General features: G+C 58.4%; 17 protein-coding genes and 3 tRNA genes. 10 read left to right on the forward strand and 10 right to left on the reverse strand.

The window, feature by feature from the left end; genetic code table 11:
- Positions 1-33: 33 nt before the first annotated feature.
- The 4 genes from AC1RBR_RS14425 to AC1RBR_RS14440 all read left to right on the forward strand — a co-directional run bounded on the left by AC1RBR_RS14425 (position 34) and on the right by AC1RBR_RS14440 (position 1,734).
- Entirely contained in the window at positions 34-264 is a 231-nt protein-coding gene (locus AC1RBR_RS14425) for a hypothetical protein (RefSeq protein WP_007964939.1), read from the forward strand.
- 107 nt (positions 265-371) lie between these two features.
- On the forward strand, positions 372-656 hold the full coding sequence (locus AC1RBR_RS14430; RefSeq protein WP_492565106.1) for a hypothetical protein: 285 nt from the start codon (positions 372-374) through the stop codon (positions 654-656).
- 208 nt (positions 657-864) lie between these two features.
- Positions 865-1,371, forward strand: coding sequence for a peptide-methionine (S)-S-oxide reductase MsrA (gene msrA, locus AC1RBR_RS14435; RefSeq protein WP_492565107.1), 507 nt, complete (start codon positions 865-867; stop codon positions 1,369-1,371).
- Positions 1,372-1,572: 201 nt separating this feature from the next.
- Complete coding sequence (locus AC1RBR_RS14440; RefSeq protein WP_166495875.1) at positions 1,573-1,734, forward strand: hypothetical protein; 162 nt, start codon at positions 1,573-1,575, stop codon at positions 1,732-1,734.
- Between the two features lie 153 nt (positions 1,735-1,887).
- Here the strand turns inward: AC1RBR_RS14440 and AC1RBR_RS14445 are convergent, their stop codons facing one another.
- The 9 genes from AC1RBR_RS14445 to AC1RBR_RS14485 form a co-directional block, all read right to left on the reverse strand.
- A complete protein-coding gene (locus tag AC1RBR_RS14445) occupies positions 1,888-2,328 on the reverse strand; it encodes a hypothetical protein (protein ID WP_492565109.1) in 441 nt (146 codons plus the stop codon).
- A gap of 331 nt (positions 2,329-2,659) precedes the next feature.
- A tRNA-Leu gene (locus AC1RBR_RS14450) sits at positions 2,660-2,746 on the reverse strand.
- A gap of 194 nt (positions 2,747-2,940) precedes the next feature.
- A tRNA-Cys gene (locus tag AC1RBR_RS14455) sits at positions 2,941-3,014 on the reverse strand.
- A 46-nt stretch (positions 3,015-3,060) separates the two neighbouring features.
- Positions 3,061-3,136, reverse strand: a tRNA-Gly gene (locus AC1RBR_RS14460).
- A 60-nt stretch (positions 3,137-3,196) separates the two neighbouring features.
- Positions 3,197-3,757, reverse strand: a complete 561-nt coding sequence (pgsA, locus tag AC1RBR_RS14465; protein WP_003225417.1) for a CDP-diacylglycerol--glycerol-3-phosphate 3-phosphatidyltransferase — start codon at positions 3,755-3,757, stop codon at positions 3,197-3,199.
- A gap of 32 nt (positions 3,758-3,789) precedes the next feature.
- On the reverse strand, positions 3,790-5,613 hold the full coding sequence (gene uvrC / locus AC1RBR_RS14470) for an excinuclease ABC subunit UvrC (protein WP_492565111.1): 1,824 nt from the start codon (positions 5,611-5,613) through the stop codon (positions 3,790-3,792).
- A 2-nt stretch (positions 5,614-5,615) separates the two neighbouring features.
- Positions 5,616-6,257: a response regulator transcription factor GacA gene (gacA, locus tag AC1RBR_RS14475; RefSeq protein WP_024012761.1), complete on the reverse strand. Its 642-nt coding sequence runs from the start codon at positions 6,255-6,257 to the stop codon at positions 5,616-5,618.
- A gap of 127 nt (positions 6,258-6,384) precedes the next feature.
- Positions 6,385-6,828: a GNAT family N-acetyltransferase gene (locus AC1RBR_RS14480; protein WP_492565119.1), complete on the reverse strand. Its 444-nt coding sequence runs from the start codon at positions 6,826-6,828 to the stop codon at positions 6,385-6,387.
- Positions 6,825-7,586, reverse strand: a complete 762-nt coding sequence (locus AC1RBR_RS14485) for a carbon-nitrogen hydrolase family protein (protein ID WP_492565120.1) — start codon at positions 7,584-7,586, stop codon at positions 6,825-6,827. Before AC1RBR_RS14485 ends, AC1RBR_RS14480 begins: the two co-directional genes overlap by 4 nt.
- Before the next feature lie 615 nt (positions 7,587-8,201).
- On the opposite strand from AC1RBR_RS14485, the gene AC1RBR_RS14490 reads away from it, so the two are divergent.
- Entirely contained in the window at positions 8,202-9,266 is a 1,065-nt protein-coding gene (locus AC1RBR_RS14490) for a 3-deoxy-7-phosphoheptulonate synthase (RefSeq protein ID WP_492565122.1), read from the forward strand.
- A gap of 73 nt (positions 9,267-9,339) precedes the next feature.
- Here AC1RBR_RS14490 and AC1RBR_RS14495 read toward each other — a convergent pair whose 3' ends face one another.
- A complete protein-coding gene (locus tag AC1RBR_RS14495) occupies positions 9,340-10,518 on the reverse strand; it encodes a hypothetical protein (RefSeq protein ID WP_492565124.1) in 1,179 nt (392 codons plus the stop codon).
- Positions 10,519-10,855: 337 nt separating this feature from the next.
- Between AC1RBR_RS14495 and AC1RBR_RS14500 the strand changes: the two genes are divergently transcribed.
- The 5 genes from AC1RBR_RS14500 to AC1RBR_RS14520 all read left to right on the forward strand — a co-directional run bounded on the left by AC1RBR_RS14500 (position 10,856) and on the right by AC1RBR_RS14520 (position 16,190).
- A complete protein-coding gene (locus tag AC1RBR_RS14500) occupies positions 10,856-11,725 on the forward strand; it encodes an esterase/lipase family protein (protein WP_492565125.1) in 870 nt (289 codons plus the stop codon).
- 96 nt (positions 11,726-11,821) lie between these two features.
- A complete protein-coding gene (locus AC1RBR_RS14505; protein ID WP_007912303.1) occupies positions 11,822-12,103 on the forward strand; it encodes a peptidylprolyl isomerase in 282 nt (93 codons plus the stop codon).
- A 135-nt stretch (positions 12,104-12,238) separates the two neighbouring features.
- Entirely contained in the window at positions 12,239-14,107 is a 1,869-nt protein-coding gene (locus tag AC1RBR_RS14510) for an extracellular solute-binding protein (protein ID WP_492565131.1), read from the forward strand.
- Positions 14,107-15,168 carry a microcin C ABC transporter permease YejB gene (locus AC1RBR_RS14515; RefSeq protein WP_064587713.1) on the forward strand — a complete coding sequence of 354 codons (1,062 nt, stop codon included), beginning with the start codon at positions 14,107-14,109 and terminating at the stop codon, positions 15,166-15,168. The genes AC1RBR_RS14510 and AC1RBR_RS14515 overlap by 1 nt, the downstream gene beginning before the upstream one ends.
- Positions 15,168-16,190 (forward strand): ABC transporter permease, encoded by a 1,023-nt coding sequence (locus AC1RBR_RS14520; RefSeq protein ID WP_492565133.1) that lies wholly within the window; start codon positions 15,168-15,170, stop codon positions 16,188-16,190. The genes AC1RBR_RS14515 and AC1RBR_RS14520 overlap by 1 nt, the downstream gene beginning before the upstream one ends.
- Positions 16,191-16,196 lie beyond the last annotated feature (6 nt).

The raw sequence follows: 16,196 nt of genomic DNA on the forward strand, positions 1-16,196 counted from the left end.
CCTCTCAACGGTTTGTCTGAACGGAGGTGTTCCATGTCCGAAAAAGAGTCCATCACCACCCTCCTCACCCTGCTCGACTCCCGTCAGGCTCGCCTGGCGGCGGCCTGCAAGGAAATCGCCGACTGGGTCGATCATCAAGGCGGCCATCCGACCGCCCTGCGCATCCGCGACCGACTGAACGACATCGAAAAAGACACACCGCTGATCCGTAGCACCCTGTCCTCGCTACAGCCTGTCGAACGGCCACTGCCGCGTTTCAGATGACTGCGCCGCGATAAACGACAGCTAACCGGCGTACCGTCTGGCCGATGTAACGAACGCCCCGGGGTGTGGGAGGTCAAAACCTGTACACGTCACCCAGGAGACGGTTCATGGTTATCCATTTCAAAACAGACGGACATCTGGCTTGTGGTCACAAGGGCAGCAACCTTGCCTCAAGCCTGGAACTCAATCGTGTCAAATGCCGCAGCTGCCGCAACACCGACGCCTACAAAGAAGCACGCAAGACCCAACGCAATGCCGCACGCCGCGCAGCGCGCCACACCAAGGCTGATCACGGTACGTCTGACTGGCGTTCGGAGTGGATCGAACGGCTGACCGCGCTGGCCGGGCCGCAGCGCCTGCCTCGGGGCTTTTTCGGGCAAGCGTTTGTATAACCGCTTGATGTTGCGTTTTTAGTCCATCACTCGACGCGAATTGCCCCGAATACTCCACTCGAACCCATCAATGCCCTGGCCTTATCGTCAGGGCTTTTTGTTCAAAACACCGGCTCGAGCAACCCGTAGCCCTGAGTCAAGCTTGCAAATAGCCGACGCGCCCTCATAACCAGAACCGTATCCACAGTCACCGAGAGGCAAAAAAATCATGACCGGACAAACCGAAACCGCGATTCTCGCCGGGGGCTGCTTCTGGGGCATGCAGGACCTGCTGCGACGCTATCCCGGCGTGTTGCAGACGCGAGTCGGCTACAGCGGCGGCGATGTACCGAACGCCACCTACCGCAACCACGGCAACCACGCTGAAGCCATCGAAATCATCTTCGACCCGGCCGTGATCAGCTACCGGCAGATTCTCGAGTTCTTCTTCCAGATCCACGATCCGAGTACGCCCAACCGTCAAGGCAACGATCTCGGCTCCAGCTATCGTTCGGCGATCTATTATCTCAGCGAAGAGCAACGCGACATCGCCGAGGATACCGCCGCCGACGTTGACGCTTCCGGTCTCTGGCCGGGCCGAGTAGTCACCGAAATCGCACCGGCGGGCCCCTTCTGGGAAGCTGAACCTGAGCACCAGGACTACCTGGAGCGGATCCCGAACGGTTACACCTGCCATTTCATCCGCCCAAACTGGAAGCTGCCGAAACGCAGCTGAAAACATACCTGCGTAATCACTCAACGCACGGCGCTGGCCTCAACTTAAGGCCGGCGCTTGCGCACCTCTGGAATCGATCATTTTGGTGAGCCCTCCGTAGCACAGTTTAAGCGCCCGAGGATGAACATACGTTCATCGCAAGCATGGCTCAATGCGTCTAGCCTGCAGGTTCCAACATAGTGCCTACAGGAGTACCCCACCATGTTCTCGCACGAAAGCCTCCCGCTGATTGCCATTTTCACCATCATGCTACTGTGCGTACTGGCTGCGTTTTTACACCCGGTACATGCATTCTTCAGCTGGCTGCGCAGGCGCAAGGAACGATCAAACGCCCAGGCTGCAAAAGAGGTTGATTCGCGCTGAATGTGTTCCCTCAACTGGCCCGGGTATGCCTGGGCTTTTTGTTTTCTGGCCGAACAGCAGGTACAAAAAAGCCCAGCGCGGGGCTGGGCCTGATTTTTCGTCAACGTTAAAGACACCCAGGCTTTTTAGCCACGAGAGTGCAACCCAAGTGACTTACGCAAAGCTCCTTTCGTGCTCGCTTTCATGGACATAAACCCATGAAATTCCAGATGGCGAGGCCTGATCGACGCGCATCAGCGCCGAATCGACTTTCTTCTTGGTAATCCCGTCTTTGACAAGGTCGAAGACGGCCAGGAAACAGTCCCCGGGAAGCGCTGTGATCGAGAGGTTGGTGATGTGTGATTCAGGGCTTCCAGCACGCTTGCCATACAAGCCCCAAAGTCGCTCCCAATAGTCCGCCCGACTCATGATCTGTCCATCGGTGAGTACCACACGGAAGTCATTCGCCAACGCATCGTACAGAGGCTTGATAGCGCCTTCCGACTGGGAAGACATACCGCGCGACCACGGAAAGAAGAGATTGTACCAACGGTACACCTCGGCTTCGACGAGAGCGGTTTTATCGGTTGCTGCGTGCACTTGATTGATTGCCATCGGTGTTCTCCTTAACACGTCAAAAATGGCGGGGCTGGCGTAACAGACAGGCCGTCTGAATGCCCATCGCCTGAGCGATGTACCGCGCCTTGATCAAGATCCATCCTGATATCAACGCCACCGGGTCAAGCTAAAATGTTCACTCAATGACTTTTGATATCTTCGACCAAGCCACAAACGTAGACGCTTGCAGGATTGGTTGCATCGAGAAGTGACCAACGGTCTTTGCGCGCAGAAACGCAAGGAATTGATGAGGAGCCAGTTAAAAATGGCAATCCGAAAACAAACAAGGGTTTGCTTCAGCTTTCGCCCGCAAACCCTTGATTTTAGATGGTGCCCGAAGCCGGAATCGAACCGGCACGCCCTTACGAGCGGGGGATTTTAAGTCCCATGCGTCTACCAGTTTCGCCATTCGGGCGGTAGCGCTGTTGTAGTGCTCAAATCAGTCGACCAGAGAATCTGTCTGTGTTGAGCCTTTGAAGCAGAGCGGGAAATATATACATCACGTCCCGGTGAAGCAAGTTCACAGTGGCTGATTTCAAGACTAAATCTTGCAGTGCACTGAAAATAAAAAAGCTCCGTAAATCATGGATCTACGGAGCTTGTTTATAGTGGAGGCCGAGGTCGGAATCGAACCGGCGTAGGCGGATTTGCAATCCGCTGCATAACCATTTTGCTACTCGGCCTCAAACGATCGCTGTTTAGTAGCACAACAACAACCGTGTACAAACTTGGAGCGGGAAACGAGACTCGAACTCGCGACCCCGACCTTGGCAAGGTCGTGCTCTACCAACTGAGCTATTCCCGCTTGGTGTGGCGCATTCTATAGATTTCAGATGCCCCGTCAACCCTTTGATTCAAAAAAGTTTTATTTCTTTTCAACGTCGGTTTTCAGATGCGGCCAGGCGGCCCGCAGGTATTGAACCATCGACCACAATGTCAGGCCCGCCGAGATCATCAGCAAGGCGTAACCCAGCAGCACCCAGAAGCTGAAATCGCGGGGATTGGCCAGCAGGATCACCAGCGCCAGCATCTGCGCCGCGGTTTTCCACTTGCCGAGATTGGACACTGCTACATGAGCGCGGGCACCGAGTTCGGCCATCCATTCACGCAAGGCCGATACGACAATCTCACGGCCAATGATGACTGCAGCGGGGAGTGTCAGCCACAAGTTGCCGTGTTCCTGCACCAGCAATACCAGGGCGACCGCCACCATGAGCTTATCGGCGACCGGATCGAGGAATGCGCCGAACGGCGTGCTTTGCTCCAGGCGACGGGCCAGATAGCCATCGAGCCAGTCAGTGGCCGCCGCAAAGGCGAATACCGAGGCGGAGGCCATATAGCTCCACTGATAAGGCAGGTAAAACAGCAAAATGAAGATCGGGATGAGCAGGACGCGGAGGACGGTAATCAGATTAGGGATATTCATCGGCACAACTGGCTACGAGGTGAGTTGGCATTCTACTCGCTATGCAGGTTTGCATAAATCGACTCTGCGAGCTTTTTACTGATCCCCGGTGCTTTGGCGATCTCTTCGATGCTTGCACGAGACAGCTCCTGCAATCCACCAAAATGTTTCAACAAGTCCCGACGTCGGGTCGGCCCGACACCCGCAACGCCTTCCAGCGTCGAGGTACGGCGGGTCTTGCCGCGCCGCGCACGGTGGCCGGTAATTGCGAAGCGGTGAGCCTCGTCACGAATCTGCTGGATCAGGTGCAACGCCGGTGAGTCGCCACGCAGCGTGAACTCATGTGCGGCATCATTGAGATACAAAGTTTCGAAGCCCGCCTTGCGTGTTGCGCCCTTGGCCACACCCAGCAGAATGAGATCCGGCACCGCCAGTTCGTTAAGCACGTCACGGGCCATCGACAACTGACCTTTGCCGCCGTCCACCAACAGAATGTCCGGCAGCTTGCCCTCCCCGTCCTTCAGCTTGCTGAAGCGTCGGGTCAACGCCTGGTGCATGGCTGCATAGTCATCACCCGCCGTGACCCCTTCAATGTTGTAACGACGATAGTCGGATTTGATCGCGCCTTCCGGGCCGAACACGACACATGAAGCGACGGTAGCCTCACCACTGGAGTGACTGATGTCATAGCACTCAAGACGCTGCGGCGGCTCATCCAGGTTCAGCACCTCAGCCAGTGCATCGAAGCGCGCAGCCGTGTGTTGACGGTTGGCCAGGCGTGCGCCCAGCGCCTGCTCGGCATTGGTGACCGCCAACTGCTGCCAGCGCGCCCGTGTGCCCCGCACCCGGTGGCTGATGGTCAATTCACGACCGCGCAACTCGTGGATGGCTTCGATCAAGGCCGTGGCATCTTCCGGCACCACGTTGACGATCAGTTCGCTCGGCAGGTCGCGCTCCGGACTGCTGATGTAGTACTGACCGAGGAACGCCGCCATGACTTCAGCGACCTCCTCCTCGATACCCACCTGCGGAAAGAAGTTCTTGCTGCCCAACACCCGACCGCCGCGCACACTGATCAAGTGAACGCAAGCGCCGCCCGGGTTGACGAAAGCTGCGATAACATCGATGTCGCCCGTTCCACCTTCCATGCTTTGCTGATCCTGAACACGGCGCAGCAAGGCAATCTGGTCACGCAGCTCGGCGGCGCGCTCGAATTCGAGATTGATCGCCGCCTCTTCCATTGCCGTTGACAGCTCATTGGTCAGGGCATGACTGCGCCCCTCGAGAAACATTACCGAGTGGCGCACATCCTCGGCATAAACCTCAGGCTCGACCAGGCCGACACACGGCGCCTTGCAACGTTTGATCTGATATTGAAGACACGGGCGCGTGCGATTTTTGTAATAGCTGTCTTCGCACTGACGGACGAAAAAGGTCTTTTGCAAGAGACTGAGACTTTCGCGAATCGCCCCGGCGCTCGGGTACGGGCCGAAATACTTGCCCTTGGCCTTTTTCGCGCCACGGTGGATGCTCAGACGTGGGAATTGGCCGTCAGACAGAAAGACATAGGGATAGGACTTATCGTCGCGCAACAGAATGTTGTACGGCGGCCGCCACTCCTTGATCAGGGTCTGCTCAAGCAGCAACGCCTCGGTTTCGTTGGCGGTGATGGTCGTTTCGACCTGTGCGATGCGCCCGACCAGCGCTGCGGTCTTCGGCGCCAGCCCGGTTTTGCGAAAATAGCTGGCAAGGCGCTTCTTGAGGTTCTTGGCCTTGCCGACATACAGCAGGCGCGCATCGCTGTCGAACATGCGATAGACGCCGGGGCGCCCGCTGACAGTCGCCAGGAAGGCGCCGGAATCGAATACTTCAGTCATGATCAGGCGCTGGCATCCACCATGCCGTGGCGCACAGCCAGCAACGTCAGCTCGACGTCACTGCTGATCGACAGCTTTTCGAAAATCCGGTAGCGGTAGGTGTTTACCGTTTTCGGTGACAGGCAGAGTTTGTCGGAGATGATCTGCACCTTCTGGCAGCCGACAATCATCAGCGCGATCTGGATTTCCCGTTCGGACAAGGCATCGAAGGGTGAATCGTTGGTTGGCTGGAACGATTTGATCGCCAGTTGCTGGGCAATCTGTGGGCTGATATAGCGCTGCCCGGCAAACACCAGACGGATCGCCTGGACCATTTCCGGCAAACCAGCACCCTTGGTCAGGTAGCCGGCGGCACCCGCCTGTAACAGGCGCGTAGGAAATGGATCTTCCTCGCACACGGTCACCGCGACGACCTTGATGTCCGGGTGGCTGCGCAACAGCTTGCGCGTGGCCTCGAGGCCACCAATACCGGGCATCTTTACGTCCATCAGAACCACATCGGGTTTCAATTCACGGGCCTTGATCAGGGATTCTTCCCCGGACTCGGCCTGTCCAACCACCTGCAAGCCATCGATATCGGCCAGCATACGTGTAATGCCTGTACGAACGAGATCATGGTCGTCGACCACTAGCACCCTAATCAAGCAGACACCTCGCGATATGGTCTTATTGGGATGCCGGACACCTTAGCAAAAAGTGCCAGACAGACCTAGCGGCAAGCATCATTTAAAAAGTTTCAATTCATCATCGAAGGCTTGCCGGCCGTGGGTTTCAGAGCACAGGTGTATCGAAATCGAGTTGCATCCTCAGGAAACACTCGTCCTCACCGCACTCCTTGAAGCCTTTTCTCTTATACAGGCTATGTGCCGGATTATTTTTGAATACTGTCAAGCGCAGTGCCGGGAGTTTTTCGCTGTGAGCCAGGGCGACAACCTGATCAATCGCCCAGGATCCTGCGCCCTGCCTGCGAAAGGCCTCGGTTATTTGCAGCTCGCGGATGTACAAGGCCCGGCGATCGTGACTGAGACTGAAAAATCCCACAGGAGCTTCACCAAGAAGGATCAGCCAGCTGTCGCGGCCATCCCAGGCAACGTCGAACGCTTCGTCCTGCCACAGCAGATCGTGGTCAATGTAATAGCGCAGCATGTTCTGGCACGTCAGCTCTCGGGCGAACGCCCGATCTGCCGATTCGGCACGGCGCAATGCCCATGTCACCGGCCCACCGCCACGGGTACTACCCGTCCCTGCCATGCGCCTGCATCTCGCCGGGCAATAACCAACACTTCACCCGGTCCTTGTGCCGCCACCACCAACGTACCGCTTTCAGACCAGACAGCACTGCGACCCGCCGATTGCCATCCACCCGTGAGCCCGGCGTGATTGGCCATCAGCACTGCCATCGCGTGTTTTTGGGCATAACCCTGCAGCAGCGCGCTATCCACGCCATAGCCTTTTTCCCCGATCAGCACGCCTGCTGCGTACAGGTCGGCGCCCGCACCAGCGGCCGCTGCCGCGTGGCTGGCATGGGAAAAATCAGCGCAGACCGCCAGCGCGACAGTATCGCTGCCTATACGTAGAGTCGAACCACCAACCCCAGGGGCATAGAAGCGTTCTTCGCCACTGTGCAAATGTTGTTTGCTGTAAACCTCAAGAGAACCATTCCCGCCTAATGTCAGCGCGCCGATCAATACCTTCGAACGTTCCTTATTGCGAATCGGCATGCCGACGACAGCGGTGAGGCCCAGCTCGCGAGCGCAATCGCGCAAGGGTTGCAGCACCGCATCCTGCGGATCGATTGCCAGGTCTGCCGCCACTTGGCCTTCGTAGCCTGTCAGCGACAACTCCGGGAACACCAGCAGCTCGACGCCCTGCTCCGCCGCCTCGGCCATGAAGCGCAAATGACGGGCGATGTTCGCCGCCAGATCACCGGCAACGGAAAAGGATTGGGCTGCAGCGATGGTGAATCTCGACATTATTCATCCTTGGGATTGTGCCAAACACGCAGTGTGTCACAACGTCCCTGGCACTCAAGCGATAGGTAACCTCTTGAATGGGCCATAGCAATTTCTGATTGCTCAGGCGTACGGGCCTCTAGTAAGCTCGGCGCATTCATTGGAGACAGACCATGTTCAACGCCCTCTCACAGCCTCGTTCCGCCAGCGCCCTGCGCTCGGTTGCGGCTGCCCGGGTGAATGACGTTTGTGCTCCTGCCAGCTTTTATTTTGGGTATTGGTTTAGCCACTGGCGCGCCTGATACCCACCGGCGCCCATGAAAACGGGTCGCCTACCAGAGAATTCTCAACCCCCGGTCGGCCTCCCGACCGGGGGTTTTGTTTTTTCAGGCCCCAACTTTTTCAGCAACACACCAGACACTTTGAGGATTACCCCATGAACTACGCCACTTATTACCGTTACGACACTTTTACCGCCTGGCGATTTAGCAGCCTCCGCTCGGGACAGCCTGCCGCCTCCGATCGGTCACCCACAGGTGGCAAGCACACACACGCAGCCAATACGGCCAATTGTCGAACACCCCAATAGGGCCGAGTGAGCGGGAAGCACCCGCCGCCAGCCCAGGAATCCCGAATATGAACTCGTCTGTTTCTGCTCTGCCACTGACCACCCTTGATTCTGCCAACGAAGCACTGACCCTGCGTCTGCCCAGCGCGTTGCAGCTCAAACAGCAATTGCCCCTGAGCAATGCCCTCGCCCAGCAAGTCGCAGCCCACCGCCAGGCGGTCCGCGCGATTCTCGATGGCGAAGACCATCGACTGCTGATCGTCGTCGGCCCTTGTTCGATTCATGACCCGCGCTCCGCACTCGAATACGCCGAAAAACTTTCCCGCCTGGCCCATGAAGTCAGCGACGAGATGCTGCTGGTAATGCGCGCTTACGTCGAAAAGCCCCGCACCACCGTTGGCTGGAAAGGTCTGGCCTACGACCCGCACCTGGACGGTAGCGATGACATGGCTGCCGGCCTGACCCTGTCTCGCGAATTGATGATCGAGATGATCCGTCTGGGCCTGCCCATCGCCACCGAACTGCTACAGCCGATGGCCGCCGGCTACTTCGACGACCTGCTCAGCTGGGTTGCCATCGGCGCACGCACCACCGAATCGCAGATCCACCGGGAAATGGCCAGCGGCCTGAACATGCCCGTAGGTTTCAAGAACGGCACCGACGGTGGCGTGAGTGTAGCCGTCGACGCCATGCGCTCGGCAGCACATCCGCACCGACACTTCGGCGTCGACAGCCAAGGACACCCGGCGATCATCCAGACCCCGGGCAACCCCGACACTCATATAGTGCTGCGCGGCGGTCATCACGGTCCGAACTACGATCGCGAAAGCGTCGCCCGGGTACATGCCGACCTCAGCCGACTGAAGATTCCGAGCCGGATCATGGTCGACTGCAGCCACGCCAACAGCGGTAAGGACCCATTACGCCAGCCCGACGTGTTCAACGCAGTTCTCGAACAACGCCTGATGGGCGATCGCTCCTTGATCGGCATGATGATTGAATCCCACCTGTTCGAAGGCTGCCAGACGCTAAGCCCCACACTGCGTTACGGCGTGTCGGTTACCGATGGCTGCCTCGGGTTCAGTGCGACGGAACAGTTGCTGTCGAGCGCTGCCGAACGTCTTCGAGCCTGATGATCCGAGCAGTCTTTGCGGGCTTATCAAAATCCCGCAAAGGCTGATTCATCGTTCAGACTTCACCACCGGGTTATGCCCGCACCCGGATGCGGGTTGTCTCGGAAGCCTGGCTGACATCATCCAGCCGCTCCACTGAATACGACACCTGCACCACAGTTTCCCGGTGTTCTCGCCAGAAACGGTAAGGCACGATGAATACCAAGGGCTGGCCTGCGGTTTCCCGGGTAATGTCCCGATCATCGCGGTGACTGAAATACTCACCATCGCATTTCAAGTAAACCAGCTCCCCCTCCTCGGCCTGGGCATTGCCGATCACCACGGTGATGCCATCCTCGGCATCTACTACCTCCAGTTCGCCATCTTGCGCTTCCAGTACCTGCGGAGCTGCGAGATCGCCGCGCATCAATGGCGCGATCAGAATTCGCGAGCTGGCAGAGTTCCTCACCTGCGCCGCCCCTGATTCCACCCGGTAGCTGACGCTTACCTCCTGCATACGATGAGGGGCGATGCAATCTGCGGGTATCCAGAAGGACAGCGCTTCGCCGACCGCAAACTGCTCCACGAGCAACACATCGTTGATCACCGGCAGTCCTTCGACACCATGCCAGGACAGGATTACCCGGTCCCCGACAGCCATCCGGGCGTAAGGTCGCACGATAACGCTAGTGCCCTGCGGAACACGGGCTGGATCGAGCGTCCCACCCACCGTCTCTTCAAGAATCGGGGCCAGCAGATCGGGTTCCGGATCACCCACATTCAGTTGCAAACGACTGGACGACACCGGCTTCGGCTGCGCAACGCTGTACAGCGTCCAGTAAACTTCCAGCGAGCCGCGCTCCAACGCTGCGATATGCGAACCCTTTACGACAAAGACGAGTTCCTGACCCACCTGCCTTTCACTGACCGCACGTGTGGTTTCGTGAATATAGGGCAATCCTTCGTCATCCAGTCCTTGCCAGCTCAGCACAAGTTTGTCGCCGCACAGCATGTTCGGGTAAGGCGCAACCCTGACGAATGCGTTGTCGAGTGAAGGATCAAGCATTCCGCCCTCCATAACCTCGAGCATCGGTGCAGGCAGCCACGAGTCTGGAGAGGGTGCCGCTGCAGACCCAGGTCGATAGCAGAATTCGAAGTGCTTGCCGTCCACCTTCAAACTCAGAAGACCGCGCTCATCAGAGTCATCCGCTACAGGGGACATATTTGACGCTGATGCCACAGAAGAATCGCCATTGGCTTCGTATATAGACATTCGTAGCTCCATTCCTTGGATAAAACGCCGCCGTGAAGGCCGCGTCGAACGAAACCCATTGAACACCATCCAGCGATTGGCGGAAGTCAGCACAACGTCTTCCATCGGCAGGGTAAATACACCGCATAACGTAGGCTTATGAAGCAGAATCCAGCGATAACGGGCAAAAGATTGCCAAATGTTCCGACTACCCTCTCAAGCAGAAGCGAAAATTCGTACCGCTTTTAGTCCAATTTCCTTTCAGTACCGAGGATTTTTCAGACATCGCCGACCCGCAGGCCTGTTTTACAGTTGCACGCACCAACCACAGACAAGCATCTGCAAAAGAGGCAGGAACATGCAACGGAATGCGACAACCCGCTACCCCATCCTTTTGGTCCATGGCCTGTTCGGGTTTGACCGTATCGGCCATTTCGAGCTTTTTCATGATGTCAAGCAAGCGCTGAGGGAAGCAGGCGGGCAAGTCTTTGTGCCGCAGCTGTCCGCAACCCATGACAACGAAGTTCGCGGCCAGCAATTGATGTTCCAGGTTGATCGCGTTCTGCGCGGCACCGGCGCCGGTAAAGTCAATCTGATCGGACATAGTCAGGGCGCGTTGGCATGCCGTTATGCCGCTGCGCTCGCGCCGGAGAAAGTCGCCTCGGTCACGTCGGTCAGCGGCCCCAATCACGGCTCGGAACTGGCTGACGCCTTACGCCTGGCGCTGATTCCAGGAGGCCTGCCGGAGCAGGTGGCGGAGCACGCTGCGACACAGTTTGCTCGATTCCTCTCGCTGCTCAGCGGTCAACCCGGCATGCCGCAGAACGCCGTCGCCGCACTCAATGCCCTGACGACTGCGGGCGTTGCGCAATTCAACAAAAAGTACCCTCAAGGCCTGCCTTCTACCTGGGGCGGCCAGGGGGCGGAACGAGTCAATGACGTTCACTACTATTCCTGGAGCGGCACGCTGCAGGACAATTTGTTGCAGGCTCTAGACCCAGTGCATTCCGTCTGCCACGCATTATCCAGCCATTTCGTCAAGGAGGCCGGACAGAACGATGGCTTCGTGGGTCGCTACAGTTCTCATCTGGGTCGGGTCATCCGCGCCGACTACCCTTTCAATCACCTTGGCAGCTTGCGCCGTCCGGGCGGGTTGCGAATACCCGGCGCGGATCCCGTCGACCTCTATGTCGAACACGCGGTACGCCTGAAGGCCGCGCACCTATAGATGTACATCAACGCACCGAGTGGAACTTTGCCGAGAAATCGCTTACTGAATCCGGTAGGCTCCGCACTTTACTGAAATAGATTGGAGAGTTTCCCCATGGCTAAAGCCACTGCCCGCCACATCCTGGTTTCCAGCGAAGACAAGTGCAACGAACTCAAGGCCCAGATCGAAGGCGGTGCTGATTTCGCCGAAGTCGCCAAGGCCAACTCCACTTGCCCGTCCAGCCGTCAGGGCGGCGATCTGGGTTCTTTCGGTCCTGGCCAGATGGTCAAGGAATTCGACACCGTGGTCTTCAGCGCGCCAATCAACGTCGTGCAAGGCCCGGTGAAGACCCAGTTCGGTTATCACCTGCTCGAAGTCACCAGCCGTCAGGACTGATTCCGCGTCCGGTCTGCTGTACAACGGCCCGCCTTTTGGTGGGCCGTTGTGTTTTGGTTACAGGATACGGCTGGCGACTGCCGCGCCGCTCGCGTACAAATTGCGCTTATCGATCACCCGGCTTTAAGGCTGACAATGCGACTGGCTTTCCCGACTTTGCTGTTCACTGCCGTGGCCCTGCTGTTGGGCGCCGCTGGTGTGGACGCTACCCCGCAACACGCGTTGACCGTCTATGGCGAACCTGCCAAATACCCGGCCGGCTTCAGCCACTTCGACTACACCAATCCGCAGGCACCCAAGGGCGGCACCATGCGCCGCTCGGCGATAGAGATCGGGCATTTCGATCACATCCTGCCTTATATAGACAAAGGCATCGGTGTCACCCAGATTGACGGCATGCTCTATTCGCCGCTGGCCCAGCGTTCGATGGACGAGCCTTACACCGTCTACGGCCTGGTGGCGCAGAAGATGGAGCGCTCGGAGGATGGTCTGTCCCTGCGCTTCTTCATCGATCCCAAGGCACGTTTCGCTGACGGCAAGCCGATCACTGCGCAAGACGTGCGCTACACCTATGACCTGTTGATGACCCAGGGCAGCCTGCGCTATCGCACGCAGTTCGCCGACGTCAAAGGTGTTGAAGTGGAAGCGCCGCTGACCGTGCGTTTCGATTTCAAGAGCAACGAGAACCGCACCTTGCCGCTGGACATCGCCACCCTGCCGGTATTCCCCGAGCATTGGTGGAAAACCCGCGACTTCGCCGGCGGCGGTGGCTATGAACCGCCACTGGGCAGCGGCCCGTATCGGGTCGGCAAGGTTGATTCCGGGCGCAGCATCACCTTTGAGCGCAACCCCGACTGGTGGGGCAAGGATCTGCCGGTCAGTCGCGGCCTGTACAACTTCGATCACTTCAGCATCGAGTATTTCGGCGACACCGATGTCGCACGCCAAGTACTGCGCGGCGGCGCCTATGACTACAACCGCGAGTTTTCCGCCACCGGCTATTCGATCGGTTACGACAGCCCTGCGCTGAGTGACGGTCGTTTGCAGAAGGCCCACCTGGCCACCGAAGCCCCGCAATCGGCTCAGGGTTTCGTGTTCAATCTGCAGAAGCCGATGTTTCAGGATCGTCGAGTACGCCAGGCGCTGGCGATGCTCTGGGATTTCGAGTGGAGCAACCGGCAGATGATGCGCAACATGTACATCCGCCAGCAGAGCTATTTCTCCAATACCGCACTGGCAGCCCGCGAGCTGCCGGATGCCGCCGAGCTGAAAATCCTTGAGCCATTGCGCGGGCAGGTTCCCGACGAGGTCTTCACCCAGGTCTTCGAGGCACCGAAAACCGATGGCAGCGGGCTGATCCGCGATAAACAGCTGCAAGCCCTGGAGTTGCTCGAACAGGCCGGCTGGAAACCTGATGGCGACCAACTGGTCAATGCCGAGGGCGAGCCGCTGAGTTTCACCTTTCTGGTCAGCCAGAACGGCATGGACCGCCTGCTCCTGCCTTACAAGCGCACGCTGAAACAGATCGGCATCGAGCTGAATATCCGCCGCATCGACTCCTCGCAATACGTCAATCGCCTGATGAGCCGCGACTACGACATGATCGTCACCGGCTACCCGGTCAGCACGTCACCGGGTGCCGAGCTGCTCAACTACTTCGGCTCGATATCGGCCAACGACCCCGGCGCCAACAACTACATGGTGCTGAAAAATCCGGCGGTCGACACCCTGATCAACGGCCTGATCCGAGCCTCGACCCAGAGTGACATGCTGCACTATGCCCATGCGCTGGATCGGGTGTTGCAGTGGAACTACTACTGGATTCCCAACTATTACCCGCCGGGCACCTCCACCGTCTGGTGGAACCGCTTCGGCATGCCGGCGATCCAGGCCAGCAATGACGAAGCCATCGAGAGCTGGTGGGAAATCAGCAGCACGCCGTTGACCAACCAACAGATGACCGCCGAGAAAATCGGGCGTGGCAGACCCGGAGGACCGCACTGATGTGGGCATACATTCTGCGGCGCCTGCTGCTGATCATTCCGACGCTGGTGATCATCCTGCTGGTCAATTTCGTGATCATTCAGGCGGCACCCGGTGGCCCGGTCGAACAGGCCATCGCCCATCTGCAAGGGATCGGCGGCGCGAGTGTCGGTGGCGGCTCCAGCGAAACCATGAGCAGCACCTCGCGTGCCAGCCGTGGCCTCGATCCGCAACTGATCAAGGACATCGAAAAGCAATACGGTTTCGACAAACCGGCGCATGAGCGTCTGTGGCTGATGCTCAAGAACTACGCGCAGTTGGACTTCGGCAAGAGCTTTTTCCGCGGCGCGACGGTCACCGATCTGATTCTGGAAAAAATGCCGGTGACCATTTCTCTGGGTTTATGGGCGACGCTGATCACCTATCTGGTGTCGATCCCGCTGGGCATCCGCAAAGCGGTGCATCATGGCAGCCATTTCGATATCTGGAGCAGCACCGCGATCATTATCGGCTACGCGATGCCGGCGTTTCTGTTTGCGATGTTTCTGATCGTGGTGTTTGCCGGTGGCACGTCATTGAACTGGTTCCCGGTGCGCGGGCTGGTTTCCGACAACTTCGAATCGCTATCGACCCTGGGCAAGATCGCCGATTACTTCTGGCATCTGGTGTTGCCGGTGACGGCGCTGGTGATCGGCGGCTTCGCCACGCTGACGATTCTCACCAAGAACTCGTTCCTCAATGAAATCACCCGCCAGTACGTGGTCACCGCCCGCGCCAAAGGCCTGAGCGAACGACGCGTGCTTTACGGTCACGTGTTCCGCAACGCGATGCTGCTGGTGGTCTCGGGGATTCCGCAGGCGTTCATCAGTGTGTTCTTTGCCGGTTCGCTATTGATCGAAGTGATCTTCTCCCTCGACGGTCTCGGCCGCATGAGCTACGAAGCGGCGGTTTCCCGGGACTATCCGGTGGTGTTCGGCTCGCTGTTCATCTTCACTCTGTTCGGCCTCCTGATAAAACTGATCGGCGACCTGTGCTACACCCTGGTCGATCCGCGTATCGACTTCGCCGCGAGGAACGCCTGATGTTCAAGCTCTCGCCTCTGGGCCGTCGCCGTTTTGCGCGATTCAAGAAAAACCGCCGTGGCTGGTGGTCGCTGTGGCTTTTTATCGGCCTGTTCGTGGTGACACTGGGCGGTGAACTGATCGCCAATGACAAACCGCTGGTGGTCAGCTATCAGAACCAGCTCTACTTCCCGGTCTTCAAGCGCTACACCGAACAGCAGTTTGGCGGGCAACTGCCGTTCCAGGCCGATTACCGCAGTGACTATGTGCAGAACCTGATCCGCAAGGACGGTGGCTGGCTGCTGTTCCCGCCGATCCCGTTCAGCGATGACACGCCCAACTACGACCTCAATCAACCTGCGCCGAGCCCGCCTTCCAAGGTCAACTGGCTGGGTACTGACGATCAGGCACGTGATGTGTTGGCGCGGGTGATTTTCGGCGCCCGGGTATCGATCCTGTTTGCCCTGATGCTGACCGCCGTCAGCGCGCTGATCGGCATTGCCGCCGGCGCCCTGCAAGGCTATTACGGCGGTTGGGTCGATCTGCTCGGGCAGCGCTTGCTGGAGGTCTGGAGCGGATTGCCGGTGCTGTACCTGCTGATCATTCTGTCCGGTTTCGTCGAGCCGAATTTCTGGTGGCTGTTGGGGATCATGGCGCTGTTTTCGTGGCTGGCACTGGTGGATGTGGTGCGCGCCGAGTTCCTGCGCGGGCGTAATCTGGAATACGTCAAAGCGGCGCGCGCGTTGGGCCTGAGCGACCGCAAGGTGATTTTCCGGCACATCCTGCCGAATGCGATGAACGCGACGCTGAGTTACCTGCCGTTCATTCTCACCGGCGCGATTTCCACCCTCACCGCTCTCGACTTCCTCGGTTTCGGCATGCCCGCCGGCAGTGCCTCGCTGGGCGAACTGATCGGCCAGGGCAAGCAAAACCTGCAAGCGCCGTGGCTCGGGCTGACGGCGTTCTTCACCCTGGCGCTGATTCTTTCCTTACTGGTGTTCATCGGCGAAGCGTTACGTGACGCGTTCGACCCTCGATCCTGAAGTGTG

It is taken from the genome of Pseudomonas sp. GW823-FHT01D03, from assembly GCF_058798255.1.

Coding starts and splice junctions, on each gene's coding strand:
- AC1RBR_RS14425 (WP_007964939.1), top strand. CDS start 34: ATGTCCGAAAAAGAGTCCATCACCACCCTCCTCACCCTGCTCGACTCC.
- AC1RBR_RS14430 (WP_492565106.1), top strand. CDS start 372: ATGGTTATCCATTTCAAAACAGACGGACATCTGGCTTGTGGTCACAAG.
- msrA (WP_492565107.1), top strand. CDS start 865: ATGACCGGACAAACCGAAACCGCGATTCTCGCCGGGGGCTGCTTCTGG.
- AC1RBR_RS14440 (WP_166495875.1), top strand. CDS start 1,573: ATGTTCTCGCACGAAAGCCTCCCGCTGATTGCCATTTTCACCATCATG.
- AC1RBR_RS14445 (WP_492565109.1), bottom strand. CDS start 2,328: ATGGCAATCAATCAAGTGCACGCAGCAACCGATAAAACCGCTCTCGTC.
- pgsA (WP_003225417.1), bottom strand. CDS start 3,757: ATGAATATCCCTAATCTGATTACCGTCCTCCGCGTCCTGCTCATCCCG.
- uvrC (WP_492565111.1), bottom strand. CDS start 5,613: ATGACTGAAGTATTCGATTCCGGCGCCTTCCTGGCGACTGTCAGCGGG.
- AC1RBR_RS14485 (WP_492565120.1), bottom strand. CDS start 7,586: ATGTCGAGATTCACCATCGCTGCAGCCCAATCCTTTTCCGTTGCCGGT.
- AC1RBR_RS14490 (WP_492565122.1), top strand. CDS start 8,202: ATGAACTCGTCTGTTTCTGCTCTGCCACTGACCACCCTTGATTCTGCC.
- AC1RBR_RS14495 (WP_492565124.1), bottom strand. CDS start 10,518: ATGTCTATATACGAAGCCAATGGCGATTCTTCTGTGGCATCAGCGTCA.
- AC1RBR_RS14500 (WP_492565125.1), top strand. CDS start 10,856: ATGCAACGGAATGCGACAACCCGCTACCCCATCCTTTTGGTCCATGGC.
- AC1RBR_RS14505 (WP_007912303.1), top strand. CDS start 11,822: ATGGCTAAAGCCACTGCCCGCCACATCCTGGTTTCCAGCGAAGACAAG.
- AC1RBR_RS14510 (WP_492565131.1), top strand. CDS start 12,239: ATGCGACTGGCTTTCCCGACTTTGCTGTTCACTGCCGTGGCCCTGCTG.
- AC1RBR_RS14515 (WP_064587713.1), top strand. CDS start 14,107: ATGTGGGCATACATTCTGCGGCGCCTGCTGCTGATCATTCCGACGCTG.
- AC1RBR_RS14520 (WP_492565133.1), top strand. CDS start 15,168: ATGTTCAAGCTCTCGCCTCTGGGCCGTCGCCGTTTTGCGCGATTCAAG.